Origin of the sequence: Streptomyces sp. NPDC004111, assembly GCF_042874215.1 — a bacterium.
Lineage (GTDB): Bacteria > Actinomycetota > Actinomycetes > Streptomycetales > Streptomycetaceae > Streptomyces.
In genome coordinates, this window is record NZ_JBIAMU010000028.1 from 16,708 (window position 1) to 34,538 (window position 17,831).

Genomic DNA, 17,831 nt, shown 5'->3' on the forward strand with positions numbered 1-17,831 from the left:
GGTGCCGGGCGGCGGCACGGAGGTGGCGGCACCGGCCGGACCGGCGGCCGGGAGGCGACCGGGGCCGGACTGCCATGGCTAACGGACGAACATGCCCGCCTGCCCCGCCAGGTCCAGGAAGTACTGCGGGGCGACACCGAGCACCAGCGTCACCGCCACTCCCAGACCGATCGCTGTCATCGTCAGCGGCGACGGCACGGCGACCGTGGGGCCGTCCGCCTTCGGCTCGCTGAAGAACATCAGCACGATGACCCGGATGTAGAAGAACGCGGCGATGGCCGACGACAGCACACCGACCACGACGAGGACCCCGGCCCCGCCCTCGGCCGCCGCCTTGAAGACCGCGAACTTGCCCGAGAACCCGGAGGTCAGCGGGATGCCCGCGAAGGCGAGCAGGAACACCGCGAAGACCGCGGCGACCAGCGGCGAGCGCCGGCCGAGCCCCGCCCACTTGGACAGGTGCGTCGCCTCGCCGCCCGCGTCGCGCACCAGCGTGACGACGGCGAAGGCGCCGATGGTCACGAAGGAGTAGGCGAGCAGGTAGAAGAGGACCGACGAGATCCCGTCGGGGGTGGCCGCGATGACACCGGCCAGGATGAACCCGCCGTGTGCGATCGAGGAGTACGCAAGGAGCCGCTTGATGTCGGTCTGGGTGATCGCGACGATCGCGCCGCCCAGCATGGTGACGATGGCGACGCCCCACATGACCGGCCGCCAGTCCCAGGTGAGGCCGGGCAGCACGACGTACAGGAGCCGGAGCAGCGCACCGAACGCGGCGACCTTGGTAGCCGCGGCCATGAAGCCGGTGACCGGGGTCGGGGCGCCCTGGTAGACGTCCGGGGTCCACATGTGGAAGGGGACGGCGCCGACCTTGAAGAGCAGGCCCATCAGGATCATCGCCATGCCGATGAGCAGCAGCGCGTCGTTGCCCATGGTGTCGGCGAGTGCCGGGTCGATCTTCTGGGCGGTGCCGTCGACGATGTCGGCGATCCGGGCGTAGGAGACCGAGCCCGCGTACCCGTACAGCAGGGCGATGCCGAACAGCAGGAACGCCGAGGAGAACGCGCCGAGCAGGAAGTACTTCACGGCCGCCTCCTGCGACATCAGCCGCTTGCGGCGGGCGACGGCGCACAGGAGGTAGAGCGGCAGCGAGAAGACTTCGAGCGCGATGAACAGGGTCAGCAGGTCGTTGGCCGCCGGGAAGGCGAGCAGACCGGCCACCGCGAACATCGCGAGCGGGAAGACCTCGGTGGTGGTGAAGCCGGCCTTGACGGCGGCCTTCTCGGCGTCGCTGCCGGGCACGGCCGCGGCGTCCGCGGCGAACGAGTCGCTGCGGTTGCCGTGCTGGACCGGGTCGAGGCGGCGCTCGGCGAAGGTGAAGACGGCGACCAGCGAGGCCAGCAGGATCGTGCCCTGGAGGAACAGTGCGGGGCCGTCGACCGCGATGGCGCCCTCGGCCGCGATGTGCGCCTTGGTGGTGGCGAACCCGCTGGCGGCGAGTCCGACGATGGCCGCGAAGGCCGACGCGATGGCGACCACCGCGATGAACAGCTGGGCGTAGTAGCGCCCCTTACGCGGTACGAAGGCTTCCGCCAGGATGCCGAGCACGGCCGCGCTCACGATGATGAGGATCGGTGCGAGCTGGGCGTACTCGATGGTCGGCGCCTCGAAGGTCTTGCCGGGCACCGCGGGGTCGGCCGCCGCCAGATTCATCCACAGGCTGTGGACAGATGTGCTCACTTCGCGGCCTCCACTTCAGGCTTGGGGTCCTGCTTGTTCACGTCGTGCATGGTGTGGGTGACCGCCGGGTTGACGATGTCGGTCAGCGGCTTGGGGAAGACACCGAGCCCGATCAGCATCACGATCAGCGGAACGACCACCACCAGTTCCCGCGCCTTGAGGTCGGCCATGCCGCTGACCTCGGCCTTCACCGGGCCGGTCATGGTGCGCTGGTAGAGCACCAGGACGTAGAGCGCGGCGAGCACGATGCCGGTGGTGGCGATGATCCCGGCCACCGGGTACGCGGCGAACACCCCGACCAGCACCAGGAACTCGCTGACGAACGGGGCGAGCCCCGGCAGCGACAGGGTCGCCAGACCGCCGATCAGGAAGGTGCCTGCCAGCACCGGGGCCACCTTCTGCACCCCGCCGTAGTCCGCGATGAGCCGCGAACCGCGCCGGGTGATCAGGAAGCCCGCGACCAGCATCAGCGCGGCCGTCGAGATGCCGTGGTTGACCATGTACAGGGTGGCGCCGGACTGGCCCTGGCTGGTCATCGCGAAGATGCCCAGGATGATGAAGCCGAAGTGCGAGATGGACGCGTACGCCACCAGCCGCTTGATGTCGCGCTGGCCGACGGCGAGCAGCGCCCCGTACACGATGGAGATCAGCGCCAGGACGAGGACGACGGGCGTCGCCCACTTGCTGGCCTCCGGGAAGAGCTGGAGGCAGAAGCGCAGCATCGCGAAGGTGCCGACCTTGTCGACCACGGCCGTGATGAGGACGGCCACCGGGGCGGTCGCCTCGCCCATCGCGTTGGGCAGCCAGGTGTGCAGCGGCCACAGCGGGGCCTTCACCGCGAAGGCGAAGAAGAAGCCGAGGAACAGCAGGCGTTCGATGTTGGTCGACATCTCCAGCGTGCCGGCCGCCCGCATCTCGGCGATCTCCGAGAGCGAGAACGTTCCGGCGACGACGTACAGACCGATGACGGCGGCCAGCATGATGAGCCCGCCGACCAGGTTGTACAGCAGGAACTTGACCGCGGCGTACGACCGCTGGGCGGCAGCCGCCTCGTCGGTGCCGCGGTGCGCCCGGTCCCCGAAGCCGCCGATGAGGAAGTACATCGGGATGAGCATGGCTTCGAAGAAGATGTAGAAGAGGAAGACGTCGGTGGCCTCGAAGGAGAGGATCACCATCGCCTCGACCATGAGGATCAGCGCGAAGAAGCCCTGGGTGGGGCGCCAGCGCTTGTTGTCCTTGGTCTCCAGGGGATCGGCGTCGTGCCAGCCGGCGACGATCACGAACGGAATGAGCAGTGCGGTCAGTGCGACCAGCACCACCCCGATGCCGTCCACACCGAGTTCGTAGCGGACTCCGAAGTCCTTGATCCAGGCGTGCGACTCGGTCAGCTGGTAGCGGTCGCCGCCCGGTTCGAACCGTACGACGACGATCGCGGCCAGCACCAGCGTGCCGAGCGAGACCAGCAGCGCGAGCCACTTGGCGACCGTGCGACGGGCGGCCGGGACGGCGGCGGTGAGGATGGCACCGGCCGCCGGGAGGACCGCCGTCGCGGTGAGCAGGGGAAAGGACATCGTGATCAGACCGCCCTCATCAGCAGGGTCGCGGCGATGAGGATCGCCGTACCGCCGAACATCGAGACCGCGTACGAGCGGGCGTAGCCGTTCTGGAGCTTGCGCAGCCGGCCCGAGAGCCCGCCGACGGAGGCGGCGGTGCCGTTGACCACGCCGTCGACCACCGTGTGGTCGAGGTAGACCAGCGAGCGGGTGAGGTGCTCGCCGCCGCGGACCAGGACCACGTGGTTGAAGTCGTCCTGGAGGAGGTCGCGGCGGGCGGCCCGGGTGAGCAGCGAGCCGCGCGGGGCGACCACCGGCACGGGCTTGCGGCCGTACTGGAAGTACGCGGCGACCACACCGAGCAGCAGGACCGCGATCGTCGCGCCGGTGATGACCGGGACGCTGATCGGCGGGTGCGGGTGCTCGAACTTGGTCACCGGCTCCAGCCAGTTGACGAACCGGTCGCCGATGCTGAAGAGACCGCCCGCGAAGACCGAACCGAAGGCGAGCACGATCATCGGGATCGTCATCGACTTGGGCGACTCGTGCGGGTGCGGCTGCTTGCCGTCTGCGTCGGGCTGCCAGCGCTTCTCGCCGAAGAAGGTCATCAGCATCACGCGCGTCATGTAGAACGCGGTGAGTCCGGCGCCGAGCAGGGTGGCCCCGCCCAGGATCCAGCCCTGGGCGCCGCCGGCCGCGAACGCCGCCTCGATGATCTTGTCCTTGGAGAAGAAGCCGGACAGACCGGGGAAGCCGATGATGGCGAGGTAGCCGAGGCCGAAGGTGACGAAGGTGACCGGCATGTACTTCCGCAGGCCGCCGTACTTGCGCATGTCGACCTCGTCGTTCATGCCGTGCATGACGGAACCGGCGCCGAGGAAGAGACCGGCCTTGAAGAAGCCGTGCGTCACCAGGTGCATGATGGCGAAGGCGTAGCCGATCGGGCCGAGTCCGGCGGCGAGGATCATGTAGCCGATCTGCGACATGGTCGATCCGGCGAGCGCCTTCTTGATGTCGTCCTTGGCGCAACCGACGATCGCACCGAAGAGGAGCGTGACCGCTCCGACGACGGTGACCACCAGCTGGGCGTCCGGGGCGGCGTCGAAGATGGCTCCGGACCGGACGATCAGATAGACACCGGCGGTGACCATGGTCGCCGCGTGGATGAGGGCCGAGACCGGGGTCGGGCCCTCCATCGCGTCACCGAGCCACGACTGGAGCGGTACCTGCGCCGACTTGCCGCACGCGGCGAGCAGCAGCATCAGGCCGATCGCGGTGAGCTTGCCCTCGCTCGCGCCCTCCGCCGCCCCGAGCACGGGACCGAAGGCGAAGGTGCCGAAGGTGGTGAACATCAGCATGATCGCGATGGACAGGCCGATGTCGCCGACCCGGTTGACCAGGAACGCCTTCTTGGCCGCCGTCGCCGCGCTGGGCTTGTGCTGCCAGAACCCGATGAGCAGGTACGAGGCGAGGCCGACGCCCTCCCAGCCGAAGTACAGCAGGAGGTAGTTGTCGGCGACGACGAGCAGGAGCATCGCCGCGAGGAAGAGGTTCAGGTAGCCGAAGAAGCGCCGGCGGCGCTCGTCGTGCTCCATGTAGCCGATCGAGTAGACGTGGATCAGGGTGCCCACACCGGTGATCAGCAGAACGAAGGTCATCGACAGCTGGTCGAGCTGGAAGGCGATGTCCGCCTGGAAGTCCGCGACCGGGACCCAGCTGAACAGCTTCTGGTGCAGGGCGCGGTCGTCCGCGCCCTTGCCGAGCATGTCGACGAAGAGCACGGCGCCGATGACGAAGGAACCGGCCGCGAGCAGGGTGCCCAGCCAGTGACCGACCTTGTCCAACCGGCGCCCGCCGCACAGCAGTACGGCCGCTCCGAGCAGTGGCGCCGCGACGAGCAGCGCGATCAAGTTCTCCACGATTCTTAACGCCCCTTACAGCTTCATCAGGCTGGCGTCGTCGACCGAGGCCGAGTGGCGGGACCGGAAAAGCGACACGATGATCGCCAGGCCGACCACGACCTCGGCGGCGGCGACGACCATCGTGAAGAAGGCGATGATCTGGCCGTCGAGATTGCCGTGCATCCGGGAGAACGCGACGAGTGCCAGGTTGCAGGCGTTGAGCATCAGCTCGACGCACATGAACACGACGATGGCGTTGCGCCGGATCAGAACGCCCGCCGCGCCGATGGTGAACAACAGTGACGCGAGATAGAGGTAGTTGACCGGGTTCACTTGGCTGCCTCCTCTTCTCGGTCACGGCCGCGGTCGGCGTCCCGGTCGGCGTCGGCGTCCCTGCCGAGCCGCTCGGCGGAGCGCTGCTCCAGCGCCTTCAGGTCCTCCAGCGCCTCGGTGGAGACGTCGCGGATCTGACCGCGCTCGCGCAGGGTCTTCATCACGGTCAGCTCGGACGGGGTGCCGTCGGGGAGCAGACCGGCGATGTCCACCGCGTTGTGCCGGGCGTAGACGCCGGGGGCGGGCAGCGGCGGGAGGTGCTTGCCCTCGCGGACGCGCTGCTCGGCCAGCTCGCGCTGGGTCTTGGCGCGCTCGGTGCGCTCGCGGTTGGTGAGGACCATCGCGCCGACGGTGGCGGTGATCAGCAGGGCGCCGGTGATCTCGAAGGCGAAGACGTACTTGGTGAAGATCAGCTCCGCCAGGCCCTGGACGTTGCCGCCCGCGTTGGCCCGGCCGAGGCCGTTGAACTCCTTCAGCTGGGCGTTGCGGATGCCGGCGATCAGCAGGATGCCGAAGCCGAGTCCGCAGCCCGCGGCGAGCCAGCGCTGGCCCTTCAGCGTCTCCTTGAGGGAGTCCGCCGCGGTGACGCCGACGAGCATGACCACGAAGAGGAAGAGCATCATGATCGCGCCGGTGTAGACGACGATCTGGACGATGCCCAGGAAGTACGCCCCGTTGGCGAGGTAGAAGACCGCCAGGATGATCATGGTCCCGGCGAGGCACAGCGCGCTGTGCACGGCCCGCTTCATCAGGATGGTGCACAGCGCGCCGATGACGGCGACGGTGCCCAGGATCCAGAACTGCACGGCCTCACCGGTCGAGGCCGCGGCGGCGAGGGTGCTGGTCATGCCCCCACCGCCTTGCTGGAGGCGGGCTCGTCCTCGCCGAACGTGGAGGCGCCCTCCTGGGGCCGCTCCCCCTTGCTCAGCGCGACCTGCCGCACCGTGCCGGGGGCGGCCTCGGTGACCAGGCCCCGGTAGTAGTCCTGCTCGTCGGTGCCGGGGAAGATCGAGTGCGGTGAGTCGACCATGCCCTCGGTCAGTCCGGCGAGGAGCTGGTCCTTGGTGTAGATGAGGTTCTCGCGGCTGCTGTCGGCCAGTTCGAACTCGTTGGTCATCGTGAGCGCCCGGGTGGGGCACGCCTCGATGCACAGCCCGCACAGGATGCAGCGGGCGTAGTTGATCTGGTAGACGCGGCCGTACCGCTCGCCCGGGGAGTAGCGCTCCTCCTCGGTGTTGTCCGCGCCCTCGACGTAGATCGCGTCGGCCGGACAGGCCCAGGCGCACAGTTCGCACCCGACGCACTTCTCCAGGCCGTCCGGGTGCCGGTTGAGCTGGTGGCGGCCGTGGAAGCGCGGCGCGGTCACCTTCGGCGTTTCCGGGTACTGCTCGGTCAGCCGCTTCTTGAACATGGCCTTGAAGGTCACGCCGAAGCCGGCCACGGGGTTCTGCCAGGGGGTCCGGGGGTCCTCGCCCCGGGAAGATGCCTCAGACACCGTCCGCCTCCTTTCCGTCACTCTCTGTAGCGGTGTTGCCAGTATTGCCGCCGCCACTGACAACGAGCTCCCGCTCCTGCCGGGAGCGCCTGCGGGGCACCGGCGGCAGGGTCTGTCCGGGCAGCGGCGGCACCGGGAAGCCACCGGCCATCGGGTCGAACGCCGCCTGGTCGACCGGCTCCTCGGCCTTGCCGCGCCGGAAGAAGTCCCACAGGAACGACAGCAGGAGCACGGCGATCACGCCCCCGGCGACGTACAGCACGATCTGCTGGTACTCGACGTTGGCGTTGCGCAGCGCCCGTACGGTCGCCACGAGCATCAGCCAGACCACGGAGACCGGGATCAGGACCTTCCAGCCGAGCTTCATCAGCTGGTCGTAGCGGACGCGGGGAAGCGTGCCGCGCAGCCAGATGAAGAAGAACAGCAGCAGCTGCACCTTGAGGACGAACCAGAGCATCGGCCACCAGCCGTGGTTCGCGCCCTCCCAGAAGCTGCTGATCGGGTACGGGGCCCGCCAGCCGCCCAGGAAGAGGGTGACGGAGACCGCCGAGACGGTGACCATGTTGACGTACTCGGCCAGCATGAACAGCGCGAACTTGATGGAGGAGTACTCGGTGTTGAAGCCGCCGACGAGGTCGCCCTCGGACTCCGGCATGTCGAAGGGGGCGCGGTTGGTCTCGCCGACCATGGTGACGACGTAGATGATGAACGACACCGGCAGCAGGATGATGAACCACCGGTCCGCCTGCGCCTCCACGATCGCCGAGGTCGACATCGACCCGGAGTAGAGGAAGACCGAGGCGAACGCGGCGCCCATGGCGATCTCGTACGAGATCATCTGCGCGCACGAGCGCAGACCGCCGAGCAGCGGGTACGTCGAGCCCGACGACCAGCCCGCGAGGACGATGCCGTAGATGCCGACCGAGGCGCACGCGAGGACGTAGAGCATCGCGATGGGCAGGTCGGTGAGCTGCATCGTGGTGCGGTGGCCGAAGATCGAGACCTCGTTGCCGGCCGGCCCGAAGGGGATGACCGCGATCGCCATGAAGGCCGGGATGGCCGCGACGATCGGCGCGAGGATGTAGACGACCTTGTCGGCCCGCTTGACGACCAGGTCCTCCTTCAGCATCAGCTTGATGCCGTCGGCGAGCGACTGGAGCATGCCCCAGGGGCCGTGCCGGTTGGGGCCGATGCGCAGCTGCATCCAGGCCACCACCTTGCGCTCCCACACGATGGAGAAGAGCACGGTGACCATCAGGAACGCGAAGCAGAAGACGGCCTTGATCGCGACGAGCCACCAGGGGTCCGTGCCGAACATCGACAGGTCTTCCGTCGCTGCGAGGTACATCGTCATGCCGTCACCTCCGTCGGGGAAGTCGGGGCGCCCGGGGCGGGGGTCGCGGGGGCCAGGGTGACGAGCTGTCCGGGGCGGGCCCCGGTGTCGGAGAGGACGCCGCCGCCGGCCGAGTTCATCGGCAGCCAGACCACCCGGTCGGGCATCTCGGTTACCTGGAGCGGCAGTTCGACCGTTCCGGCGGGGCCGGTCACCGCGAGCACGTCGCCGCCCTTGACGCCGGTCTCGGCGGCGGTGGCGGCGGAGAGCCGGGCGACGGCCGCGTGCCGGGTGCCGGCCAGTGCCTCGTCGCCGTCCTGGAGCCTGCCCTGGTCGAGCAGCAGGCGGTGGCCCGCGAGCACGGCCTCGCCGGCGCCCGCGCGGGGCAGCGGCCGGGAGGTCTCCAGCGGTGCGGAGGCGTGCGCGCCGTCCCAGCCGCCGAGCCGGTCCAGCTCGCGCCGTACGGACTTCAGGTCCGGCAGCGCCAGGTGCACGTCCATCTCGTCCGCGAGCATGTGCAGCACGCGCGCGTCGCTCGGGGCGAGCGTGCGGGTCATCTGCTCCGGCTTGAGGGCGGCCTCGAACATCCGGGCCCTGCCCTCCCAGTTGAGGAAGGTGCCGGGCTTCTCGGCGACGGCGGCCACCGGAAGGACGACGTCCGCGTGGTCGGTGACCTCGCTGGGCCGCAGTTCCAGGGAGACCAGGAAGCGCACCTCGTCGAGCGCCGTGCGCGCGCGTGCCGGGTCCGGCAGGTCGCCGGGCTCGACCCCGGCGACGACCAGGGCGAGGAGTTCGCCGGTGGCGGCGGCCTCGACGATCTGGCCGGTGTCGCGCCCGTGCCGGTGCGGCAGTTCGGCCACCCGCCACACGTTCGCGACCTCCTCACGCGCGCGCGGGTCGGTCGCGGGGCGTCCGCCGGGCAGCAGCGAGGGGATGGCGCCCGCCTCGACGGCGCCGCGCTCGCCGGCCCGGCGCGGGATCCACACCAGTTCGGCGCCGGTCGCGGCGGCGGTGCGTACCGCGGCGGTGAGGCCGCCGGGCACTCCGGCCAGCCGCTCGCCCACGACGACGACCGCGCCGGGCTCGCGCAGCGCGTCGGCCGCGGCGACCCCGTCGGCGTCCAGGCCCGCGTGGCCCGCGAGCGCGTCCAGCCACTCGGTCTCGGTGCCAGGGGCGGCGGGCAGCAGGGTGCCGCCCGCCTTCTCCAGGCCGCGGGTGGCGTGCGAGGCGATGGCGTAGGTGCGCTGGCCGTGCTTGCGGTGGGCCTTGCGCAGCCGCAGGAAGACGCCGGGCGCCTCCTCCTCGGACTCGAACCCGGCGAGGAGCACGGCCGGGGCCTTCTCCAGGGTGTTGTACGTGACGCCGGTGCCGTCGAGGTCACGGCCCCGCCCGGCGACGCGGGCGGCCAGGAAGTCGGCCTCCTCGCCGCTGTGGACGCGCGCGCGGAAGTCGATGTCGTTGGTGTCGAGGGCGGTGCGCGCGAACTTGCTGTACGCGTAGGCGTCCTCGACGGTCAGCCGCCCGCCGGTGAGCACTCCGGCCCGGCCGCGGGCCGCCGACAGCCCCTTGGCCGCCGCCGCCAGTGCCTCGGGCCAGCTGGCGGGCTCCAGCTCACCGCTCTCCGCGTTCCGTACCAGCGGGGTCCTGAGCCGGTCGGGGCGCTGGGCGTAGCGGAAGCCGAACCGCCCCTTGTCGCACAGCCACTCCTCGTTGACCTCCGGGTCCTCGGCGGCCATGCGGCGCATGACCTTGCCGCGCCGGTGGTCGGTGCGGGTCGCGCAGCCGCCCGCGCAGTGCTCGCAGACCGACGGCGAGGAGACCAGGTCGAAGGGGCGGGAGCGGAACCGGTAGGCGGCCGAGGTGAGCGCGCCGACCGGGCAGATCTGGATGGTGTTGCCGGAGAAGTACGACTCGAACGGGTCGCCCTCGCCGGTGCCGACCTGCTGGAGCGCGCCGCGCTCGATCAGCTCGATCATCGGGTCGCCCGCCACCTGGTTGGAGAACCGGGTGCAGCGCGCGCACAGCACGCACCGTTCGCGGTCCAGGAGCACCTGGGTGGAGATCGGGACGGGCTTCTCGTACGTCCGCTTCTTGCCCTCGAAGCGGGAGTCCGGGTCGCCGTGCGACATGGCCTGGTTCTGCAGGGGGCACTCGCCGCCCTTGTCGCAGACCGGGCAGTCCAGCGGGTGGTTGATCAGCAGCAGTTCCATCACGCCGCGCTGCGCCTTGTCGGCGACGGGCGAGGTGAGCTGGGACTTGACGACCATGCCGTCGGTGCAGGTGATGGTGCAGGAGGCCATCGGCTTGCGCTGGCCCTCGACCTCGACGATGCACTGGCGGCAGGCGCCGGCCGGGTCGAGGAGGGGGTGGTCGCAGAAGCGCGGGATCTCGATGCCGAGGAGTTCGGCGGCGCGGATCACCAGGGTGCCCTTGGGGACGCTGATGCCGATGCCGTCGATCGTCAGCGAGACGAGGTCCTCGGGCGGGATGGCCGCCTCGCCGCCCCCGGAGGGAGCGCTGTTGGTCGTGACGGTCATGCGTTCACCTCCGTGGTGTCGGGGTAGCGGTCGGCCCACAGGGTCGACTTGGCGGGGTCGAAGGGGCAGCCCTTGCCGGTGATGTGCTCCTCGTACTCCTCGCGGAAGTACTGGAGGGAGGAGAAGATCGGCGATGCGGCGCCGTCGCCCAGCGCGCAGAAGGACTTGCCGTTGATGTTGTCGGCGATGTCGTTGAGCTTGTCGAGGTCGGACATCTGCCCCTTGCCGGCCTCGATGTCCCGGAGCAACTGGACCAGCCAGTACGTTCCTTCACGGCAGGGCGTGCACTTGCCGCAGGACTCGTGGGCGTAGAACTCGGTCCAGCGGGTGACCGCCCGCACCACGCAGGTGGTCTCGTCGAAGCACTGGAGCGCCTTGGTGCCGAGCATGGACCCGGCGGCGCCGACGCCCTCGTAGTCCAGTGCCACGTCGAGGTGCTCGTCGGTGAACATCGGGGTCGAGGAGCCGCCCGGGGTCCAGAACTTGAGCCGGTGCCCGGGGCGCATCCCGCCGCTCATGTCGAGCAGCTGGCGCAGGGTGATGCCGAGGGGGGCCTCGAACTGGCCGGGGTTGGCGACGTGGCCGCTCAGCGAGTACAGCGTGAAGCCCGGGGACTTCTCGCTGCCCATCGAGCGGAACCATTCTTTGCCCTTGTTGAGGATCGCGGGAACGGATGCGATCGACTCGACGTTGTTCACCACAGTGGGACAGGCGTAGAGCCCGGCGACCGCGGGGAAGGGGGGACGCAGCCGGGGCTGGCCGCGGCGTCCTTCGAGCGAGTCCAGCAGCGCGGTCTCCTCGCCGCAGATGTACGCGCCCGCCCCCGCGTGCACGGTGAGTTCGAGGTCGAGTCCGCTGCCGAGGACGTTCTTGCCGAGGTAGCCCGCCTCGTACGCCTCTCGCACGGCCTCGTGCAACCTGCGCAGCACGGGGACCGTCTCACCGCGCAGATAGATGAACGCGTGTTGCGAACGGATCGCGTAGCAGGCGATCACGATGCCCTCGATGAGGCTGTGCGGGTTCGCGAAGAGGAGCGGGATGTCCTTGCAGGTCCCCGGCTCCGATTCGTCGGCGTTGACAACCAGATAGTGCGGCTTGCCGTCCCCCTGGGGGATGAACTGCCACTTCATCCCGGTGGGGAAGCCGGCACCGCCGCGACCGCGGAGGCCGGAGTCCTTCACATAGGCGATGAGGTCGTCGGGGGTCATCGCGAGGGCCTTGCGCAGGCCTTCGTACCCCTCGTGCCTGCGGTAGGTCTCCAGCGTCCACGACCGCGGGTCGTCCCAGAAGGCGGACAGGACGGGCGAGAGCAGCTTCTCGGGGCTGTCTCCGTTGCCGTTGCTGTTGATCTCGGCTGCCAAGGTCATCACTCCCCCTCCTCGGACGAAGGCCCGGCCGGGTGCTGCTCGGGCGCGGCAGCGGGGTCGGAGGCCGAGGTCTGCTGCGGTGCGTCGTGCGAGCTGAGGTGCTGGGAGCCCGGCTGCGGCGCTTCCTGCGGGCTCTCGCCGCGCGGCGCCACGACGCGGGCCTGGCCGGGCGTCTCGCCCTTGGCGAGCCTGAGTCCGAGCAGCGAGGCGGGGCCCGCGCCGCCGGAGGCCTCGACCGCGCCGGGGCGCTCGTCGGGGAAGCCGGCCAGGATGCGGGCGGTCTCCTTGTACGTGCACAGGGGCGCGCCGCGGGTGGGTTCGACGGGGCGTCCGGCGCGCAGGTCGTCGACGAGCCGCTTGGCCGACTCGGGGGTCTGGTTGTCGAAGAACTCCCAGTTGACCATCACCACGGGGGCGTAGTCGCAGGCCGCGTTGCACTCGATGTGTTCGAGGGTGACCTTGCCGTCGCCGGTGGTCTCGTTGTTGCCGACCCCCAGGTAGCTCTTCAGCTCGTCGAAGATGGCGTCGCCGCCCATCACCGCGCAGAGCGTGTTGGTGCAGACGCCGACCTGGTAGTCGCCGGAGGCCTTGCGCCGGTACATGGTGTAGAAGGTGGCGACCGCGGTGACCTCGGCGGTGGTCAGGCCGAGGACCTCGGCGCAGAACCGCATCCCGGTGCGGGAGACGTACCCCTCCTCGGACTGCACGAGGTGCAGCAGCGGCAGCAGCGCGGAGCGGCTGTCGGGGTAGCGGCCGATGACCTCCTTCGCGTCCGCTTCGAGCCGGGCCCGGACCTCGTCCGGGTAGGCGGGGGCGGGCAGTTGGGGCATGCCCAGTGACACATCGGTCATCGGTCGACGCCTCCCATCACGGGGTCGATGGACGCGACGGCGACGATGACGTCGGCGACCTGGCCGCCCTCGCACATCGCCGCCATGGCCTGGAGGTTGGTGAAGGACGGGTCGCGGAAGTGGACCCGGTAGGGGCGGGTGCCGCCGTCGGAGACGACGTGCACGCCGAGTTCGCCCTTGGGGGACTCGACCGCCGCGTACGCCTGGCCGGCCGGGACCCTGAAGCCCTCCGTCACCAGCTTGAAGTGGTGGATCAGGGCCTCCATGGAGGTGCCCATGATCTTCCGGATGTGGTCGAGGGAGTTGCCGAGGCCGTCGGCGCCGATGGCGAGCTGGGCAGGCCAGGCGATCTTCTTGTCCGCGACCATCACGTCGCCGGGCTTCTTGAGGCGCTCCAGGCACTGCTCGACGATGTCGAGGGACTGGCGCATCTCTTCGAGCCGGATCAGGAACCGGCCGTAGGAGTCGCAGGTGTCGGCGGTGGGGACCTCGAAGTCGTAGGTCTCGTAGCCGCAGTACGGGTCGGTCTTGCGCAGGTCGTGCGGCAGTCCGGCGGAGCGGAGCACCGGGCCGGTGGCGCCGAGCGCCATGCAGCCGGTGAGGTCGAGGTATCCGACGTCCTGCATGCGGGCCTTGAAGATGGGGTTGCCGGTGGCGAGCTTGTCGTACTCCGGCAGGTTCTTGCGCATGGTCTTCAGCAGCTCGGCGAGCTTGTCCATGGCGCCCGGCGGGAGGTCCTGGGCGAGGCCGCCGGGGCGGACGAAAGCGTGGTTCATGCGCAGGCCGGTGATCAGCTCGAAGGCGTCCAGGATGAGTTCGCGGTCCCGGAAGCCGTAGATCATGATCGTGGTCGCGCCCAGCTCCATGCCGCCGGTGGCGATGCACACCAGGTGCGAGGAGAGCCGGTTGAGCTCCATCAGCATGACGCGGATGATGCTGGCCCGGTCGGGGATCTGGTCGGTGATGCCGAGCAGCTTCTCGACGCCCAGGCAGTACGCCGTCTCGTTGAAGAACGGCGTCAGGTAGTCCATGCGCGTGACGAAGGTGGTGCCCTGCGTCCAGTTCCGGAATTCGAGGTTCTTCTCGATGCCGGTGTGGAGGTAGCCGATGCCGCAGCGGGCCTCGGTGACGGTCTCGCCGTCGATCTCCAGGATGAGGCGGAGCACGCCGTGGGTGGACGGGTGCTGGGGGCCCATGTTGACGACGATGCGCTCGTCGTCCGCCTTCGCCGCGGACTGGACGACCTCGTCCCAGTCGCCGCCGGTGACCGTGTAGACGGTGCCTTCGGTGGTCTCGCGGGCCGACGCGGAAGAGGGGGAAGAAGAAGGGGTGGTCACGAGTACGACCTCCGCTGGTCCGGAGCCGGGATCTGGGCGCCCTTGTACTCGACGGCGATGCCGCCGAGGGGGTAGTCCTTGCGCTGCGGGAAGCCCTGCCAGTCGTCCGGCATCATGATCCGGGTCAGGGCGGGGTGGCCGTCGAAGATCAGGCCGAAGAAGTCGTACGCCTCGCGCTCGTGCCAGTCGTTGGTCGGGTACACCGGAACCAGCGAGGGGACGTGCGGGTCGGCGTCGGGGGCGCTGACTTCGAGGCGGATCAGCCGGCCGTGGGTGAGCGAGCGCAGGTGGTAGACCGCGTGCAGCTCGCGTCCCTTGTCCTCCAGGAAGTGCACGCCGCTGACTCCCGTGCACAGCTCGAAGCGCAGGGCCGGGTCGTCGCGCAGGGTGCGGGCGACCGTCAGGAGGTGCTCGCGGGCGATGTGGAAGGTGAGTTCGCCGCGGTCGACGACCGTCTTCTCGATGGCGTGGGAGGGGAGCAGGTCCTGCTCCTCCAGGGCGCCCTCCAGCTCGTCGGCGACCTCGTCGAACCAGCCGCCGTAGGGCCGGGTGGCCTCGCCGGGGAAGGTGACGGTGCGGACCAGGCCGCCGTACCCCGTCGTGTCCCCGCCGTTGTTGGCGCCGAACATGCCCTTGCGGACGCGCAGCACCTCGCCGTTGTCGTCGCGCTGGGCGGGGAGTCCGCCCTCGGCGCCGTTCACTTCGCTGTCGCTCACCGCAGGAGGCCCTTCATCTCGATGGTGGGGAGCGCCTTGAGGGCCGCCTCCTCCGCCTCGCGGGCCGCTTCCTCCGCGTTCACGCCGAGCTTGGAGCCCTGGATCTTCTGGTGGAGCTTGAGGATCGCGTCCATCAGCATTTCGGGGCGGGGCGGGCAGCCCGGCAGGTAGATGTCCACGGGGACGATGTGGTCGACGCCCTGGACGATCGCGTAGTTGTTGAACATGCCGCCCGAGGAGGCGCAGACCCCCATGGAAATGACCCACTTGGGGTTCGGCATCTGGTCGTAGACCTGCCGCAGCACCGGCGCCATCTTCTGGCTGACCCGGCCGGCCACGATCATCAGGTCGGCCTGCCGGGGCGAGCCGCGGAAGACCTCCATGCCGAAGCGGGCCAGGTCGTACCGGCCCGCTCCCGTGGTCATCATCTCGATGGCGCAGCAGGCGAGGCCGAACGTCGCGGGGAAGACGGAGGACTTCCGCACCCAGCCCGCGGCCTGTTCGACGGTCGTCAGCAGAAAGCCGCTCGGCAGTTTCTCTTCGAGTCCCATGGGTGTTCCCTCAGCCCCTCAGTCCCATTCCAGGCCGCCGCGACGCCATACATACGCGTACGCGACAAAAACGGTGAGCACGAAGAGGAGCATCTCGACGAGCCCGAAAATCCCCAGGGCGTCGAAGGAGACCGCCCAGGGATAGAGGAAGACGATCTCGATGTCGAAGACGATGAACAGCATCGCCGTCAGGTAGTACTTGATGGGAAAGCGGCCGCCGCCGGCCGGCGTGGGTGTGGGCTCGATGCCGCACTCGTACGCTTCCTGCTTTGCCCGGTTGTAGCGCTTGGGGCCGATAAGCGTGGCCATGACCACGGAGAAGATCGCAAACCCTGCCCCGAGGGCGCCGAGCACAAGGATGGGCGCGTAAGCATTCACCCTCCTCGCTCCTTCCAGTCGTCCTTGACCGTTGGACCGCGCCGGGCTCGTGCATAACCCCGTCGCGGGGGGCCGGTGCGCCTCGCCGCGAGGACGGTATGAAGATCGCGGATATGTGAGGCAGTTCACAAGCCTGACTGCCCCGCATCCTATGCCTGCCGGTCTGTGATCTGCGACACGGGGTACGACAACGGCTTTGTGATCTCCACCACCTGACGAAGGATCATGAAGCCGGATGAGCGGTGATCTACGTACCGGAAGCGCGCGAGTGATCACCAGACGTGACATTCGGCGGAGTTACCCCTGGTCGGAGGCGTGTTGCTCTATCAAGAGGTGGCGCCTACAAGCAAATTGGCGATGGACGCGATCCAGTGATATCGGTCCGGCGCCTTCACTCACTCACTCTCGCGAGGGGGTCGGCGGAGCCGGGTGGACACGTGCACGCGTTCACGAACGGACGGGCCGGCGGGGGCGGTGGACGCGAAGAAGGAGCCGCGGCGCGGGTGAAGTCCCGGCGGAGAGCGGCGATCGACCCACAACCTGTGACCTGCGTCACACCCGATGATCCGTCAGAAAAGCGGGCTTGGCCATGCGTGTGAACGGATGGTAGTCGTCGGGGCAATTCGGGCGTATCGCGGAAAACCCATGATCACAGGGTTGAAAGGCCATGCCCGTTTTGCCCTTTACGGCGTCAATAAGCGCGCGCGGACGCCGAATTCGGACCACGCGTTGGCAACTGTGGCGGAGACCACGTTTCTTGTGGCCGACTCGTTACCTCTGATAGCGGTTGTTCTCATGTCCCACACCGCTCACATACCCAGCCACCGGAAGCCCCGCCGCAGCGCCTCGAAGATGGCGCTCCGTGCCGGAGTTGCCGGTGGCGTCCTCAGCACCATCGCGGTGGCTGGTGCGGCGGCTCCGGCATACGCCGAGCCGGTGCACGAGACCGTCGAGATGCCCGCGCTCGCCGCGACCCCCGCTGCTGTCACGACGTCCACCGCTCCGGCCACGGCCAGCGCCGAGGCCACCCAGCAGATCGCCTTCGAGTACGACCGCGAGGCCCGCCAGCAGGCCGCCGCGAACGACGCCATGAAGGACGCCCGCCAGGCGCTCGCCGAGGCGGACCGCAAGGCCGAGGCCAAGAAGAAGGCCGACGAGGCCCGCAAGAAGGCCGAGGAGAAGGCCGAGCAGGAGCGCGCCTCGCGTTCCTCCGAGCGGACCACCCTCGCCGCCTCCTCGGGCTCCTCCGGCTCCTCCTCGTCCTCCGAGGGCTCCGGCAGCTCCGCCAAGTCCTCCTCCAGCGCCACCGGCAGCGCCGCCGCCGTCATCGCGTTCGCGCGCGCCCAGATCGGCGACGCGTACGTCATGGGCAGCACCGGCCCCAACGCGTGGGACTGCTCGGGCCTCATGCAGGCCGCGTTCGGCTCCATCAACGTGGACCTGCCGCGCGTCTCGCAGGGCCAGTCGACCGCGGGCACGCAGGTCGGCCTCGACAACCTCCAGCCCGGCGACCTCCTCTACTGGGGCAGCGCGGGCAGCGCGTACCACACGGCCGTCTACGTGGGCGGCGGCATGTTCGTCGGTGCGCAGAACCCGAGCACCGGTGTCGTGGAGCGTCCGCTCTCGTACGACCCGCCGACCGGCGCGGTCCGCGTTCTCTGATCCGAGGCCCGGTCTTCCGGCTTCGCCTGTGCAGCACGGCCGAAGGGCCGTCGTCCCCTCCGCTCGGGGACGGCGGC

General features: G+C 69.5%; 15 protein-coding genes. 1 reads left to right on the forward strand and 14 read right to left on the reverse strand.

The features are described from left to right. Window positions 1–78 precede the first annotated feature (78 nt). The 14 genes from nuoN to ACFYVL_RS39115 are packed head-to-tail and all read right to left on the reverse strand — an operon-like array spanning window position 79 to window position 16,092. A complete protein-coding gene (gene nuoN / locus ACFYVL_RS39050; RefSeq protein WP_389253987.1) occupies window positions 79–1,713 on the reverse strand; it encodes an NADH-quinone oxidoreductase subunit NuoN in 1,635 nt (544 codons plus the stop codon). 23 nt (window positions 1,714–1,736) lie between these two features. Beyond that, window positions 1,737–3,311 (reverse strand): NADH-quinone oxidoreductase subunit M, encoded by a 1,575-nt coding sequence (locus tag ACFYVL_RS39055; protein WP_389253805.1) that lies wholly within the window; start codon window positions 3,309–3,311, stop codon window positions 1,737–1,739. A gap of 5 nt (window positions 3,312–3,316) precedes the next feature. Beyond that, window positions 3,317–5,212, reverse strand: a complete 1,896-nt coding sequence (gene nuoL, locus ACFYVL_RS39060; RefSeq protein WP_389253807.1) for an NADH-quinone oxidoreductase subunit L — start codon at window positions 5,210–5,212, stop codon at window positions 3,317–3,319. 15 nt (window positions 5,213–5,227) lie between these two features. Continuing rightward, window positions 5,228–5,527 (reverse strand): NADH-quinone oxidoreductase subunit NuoK, encoded by a 300-nt coding sequence (nuoK, locus tag ACFYVL_RS39065; RefSeq protein WP_189554133.1) that lies wholly within the window; start codon window positions 5,525–5,527, stop codon window positions 5,228–5,230. Beyond that, the gene (locus ACFYVL_RS39070) at window positions 5,524–6,375 is read right to left on the reverse strand and encodes an NADH-quinone oxidoreductase subunit J (RefSeq protein WP_389253809.1); all 852 of its coding nucleotides are present in this window, start codon (window positions 6,373–6,375) and stop codon (window positions 5,524–5,526) included. Before ACFYVL_RS39070 ends, nuoK begins: the two co-directional genes overlap by 4 nt. Beyond that, window positions 6,372–7,022, reverse strand: a complete 651-nt coding sequence (gene nuoI, locus ACFYVL_RS39075) for an NADH-quinone oxidoreductase subunit NuoI (RefSeq protein WP_389253811.1) — start codon at window positions 7,020–7,022, stop codon at window positions 6,372–6,374. The genes ACFYVL_RS39070 and nuoI overlap by 4 nt, the downstream gene beginning before the upstream one ends. Continuing rightward, window positions 7,015–8,376: an NADH-quinone oxidoreductase subunit NuoH gene (nuoH, locus tag ACFYVL_RS39080; RefSeq protein WP_389253813.1), complete on the reverse strand. Its 1,362-nt coding sequence runs from the start codon at window positions 8,374–8,376 to the stop codon at window positions 7,015–7,017. The genes nuoI and nuoH overlap by 8 nt, the downstream gene beginning before the upstream one ends. Continuing rightward, window positions 8,373–10,892, reverse strand: coding sequence for an NADH-quinone oxidoreductase subunit G (locus tag ACFYVL_RS39085; protein WP_389253815.1), 2,520 nt, complete (start codon window positions 10,890–10,892; stop codon window positions 8,373–8,375). The genes nuoH and ACFYVL_RS39085 overlap by 4 nt, the downstream gene beginning before the upstream one ends. Then, on the reverse strand, window positions 10,889–12,262 hold the full coding sequence (gene nuoF, locus ACFYVL_RS39090) for an NADH-quinone oxidoreductase subunit NuoF (protein WP_389253817.1): 1,374 nt from the start codon (window positions 12,260–12,262) through the stop codon (window positions 10,889–10,891). The genes ACFYVL_RS39085 and nuoF overlap by 4 nt, the downstream gene beginning before the upstream one ends. Further along, the gene (gene nuoE, locus ACFYVL_RS39095) at window positions 12,259–13,110 is read right to left on the reverse strand and encodes an NADH-quinone oxidoreductase subunit NuoE (protein WP_389253819.1); all 852 of its coding nucleotides are present in this window, start codon (window positions 13,108–13,110) and stop codon (window positions 12,259–12,261) included. The genes nuoF and nuoE overlap by 4 nt, the downstream gene beginning before the upstream one ends. Next, the gene (locus ACFYVL_RS39100; protein ID WP_389253821.1) at window positions 13,107–14,447 is read right to left on the reverse strand and encodes an NADH-quinone oxidoreductase subunit D; all 1,341 of its coding nucleotides are present in this window, start codon (window positions 14,445–14,447) and stop codon (window positions 13,107–13,109) included. The genes nuoE and ACFYVL_RS39100 overlap by 4 nt, the downstream gene beginning before the upstream one ends. Next, window positions 14,444–15,163: an NADH-quinone oxidoreductase subunit C gene (locus ACFYVL_RS39105; protein ID WP_389253823.1), complete on the reverse strand. Its 720-nt coding sequence runs from the start codon at window positions 15,161–15,163 to the stop codon at window positions 14,444–14,446. The genes ACFYVL_RS39100 and ACFYVL_RS39105 overlap by 4 nt, the downstream gene beginning before the upstream one ends. Beyond that, the gene (locus tag ACFYVL_RS39110; RefSeq protein WP_005313804.1) at window positions 15,160–15,714 is read right to left on the reverse strand and encodes an NADH-quinone oxidoreductase subunit B family protein; all 555 of its coding nucleotides are present in this window, start codon (window positions 15,712–15,714) and stop codon (window positions 15,160–15,162) included. Before ACFYVL_RS39110 ends, ACFYVL_RS39105 begins: the two co-directional genes overlap by 4 nt. A gap of 18 nt (window positions 15,715–15,732) precedes the next feature. After that, entirely contained in the window at window positions 15,733–16,092 is a 360-nt protein-coding gene (locus ACFYVL_RS39115; protein ID WP_189821185.1) for an NADH-quinone oxidoreductase subunit A, read from the reverse strand. Between the two features lie 795 nt (window positions 16,093–16,887). On the opposite strand from ACFYVL_RS39115, the gene ACFYVL_RS39120 reads away from it, so the two are divergent. Next, window positions 16,888–17,754: an NlpC/P60 family protein gene (locus tag ACFYVL_RS39120; RefSeq protein ID WP_389253825.1), complete on the forward strand. Its 867-nt coding sequence runs from the start codon at window positions 16,888–16,890 to the stop codon at window positions 17,752–17,754. Window positions 17,755–17,831 lie beyond the last annotated feature (77 nt).

What these genes read in the sequence shown, in the direction of transcription:
- nuoN (WP_389253987.1), bottom strand. Translation starts at nt 1,713, where the DNA reads ATGAATCTGGCGGCGGCCGACCCCGCGGTGCCCGGCAAGACCTTCGAG.
- ACFYVL_RS39055 (WP_389253805.1), bottom strand. Translation starts at nt 3,311, where the DNA reads ATGTCCTTTCCCCTGCTCACCGCGACGGCGGTCCTCCCGGCGGCCGGT.
- ACFYVL_RS39070 (WP_389253809.1), bottom strand. Translation starts at nt 6,375, where the DNA reads ATGACCAGCACCCTCGCCGCCGCGGCCTCGACCGGTGAGGCCGTGCAG.
- nuoH (WP_389253813.1), bottom strand. Translation starts at nt 8,376, where the DNA reads ATGACGATGTACCTCGCAGCGACGGAAGACCTGTCGATGTTCGGCACG.
- ACFYVL_RS39085 (WP_389253815.1), bottom strand. Translation starts at nt 10,892, where the DNA reads ATGACCGTCACGACCAACAGCGCTCCCTCCGGGGGCGGCGAGGCGGCC.
- nuoE (WP_389253819.1), bottom strand. Translation starts at nt 13,110, where the DNA reads ATGACCGATGTGTCACTGGGCATGCCCCAACTGCCCGCCCCCGCCTAC.
- ACFYVL_RS39110 (WP_005313804.1), bottom strand. Translation starts at nt 15,714, where the DNA reads ATGGGACTCGAAGAGAAACTGCCGAGCGGCTTTCTGCTGACGACCGTC.
- ACFYVL_RS39120 (WP_389253825.1), top strand. Translation starts at nt 16,888, where the DNA reads ATGTCCCACACCGCTCACATACCCAGCCACCGGAAGCCCCGCCGCAGC.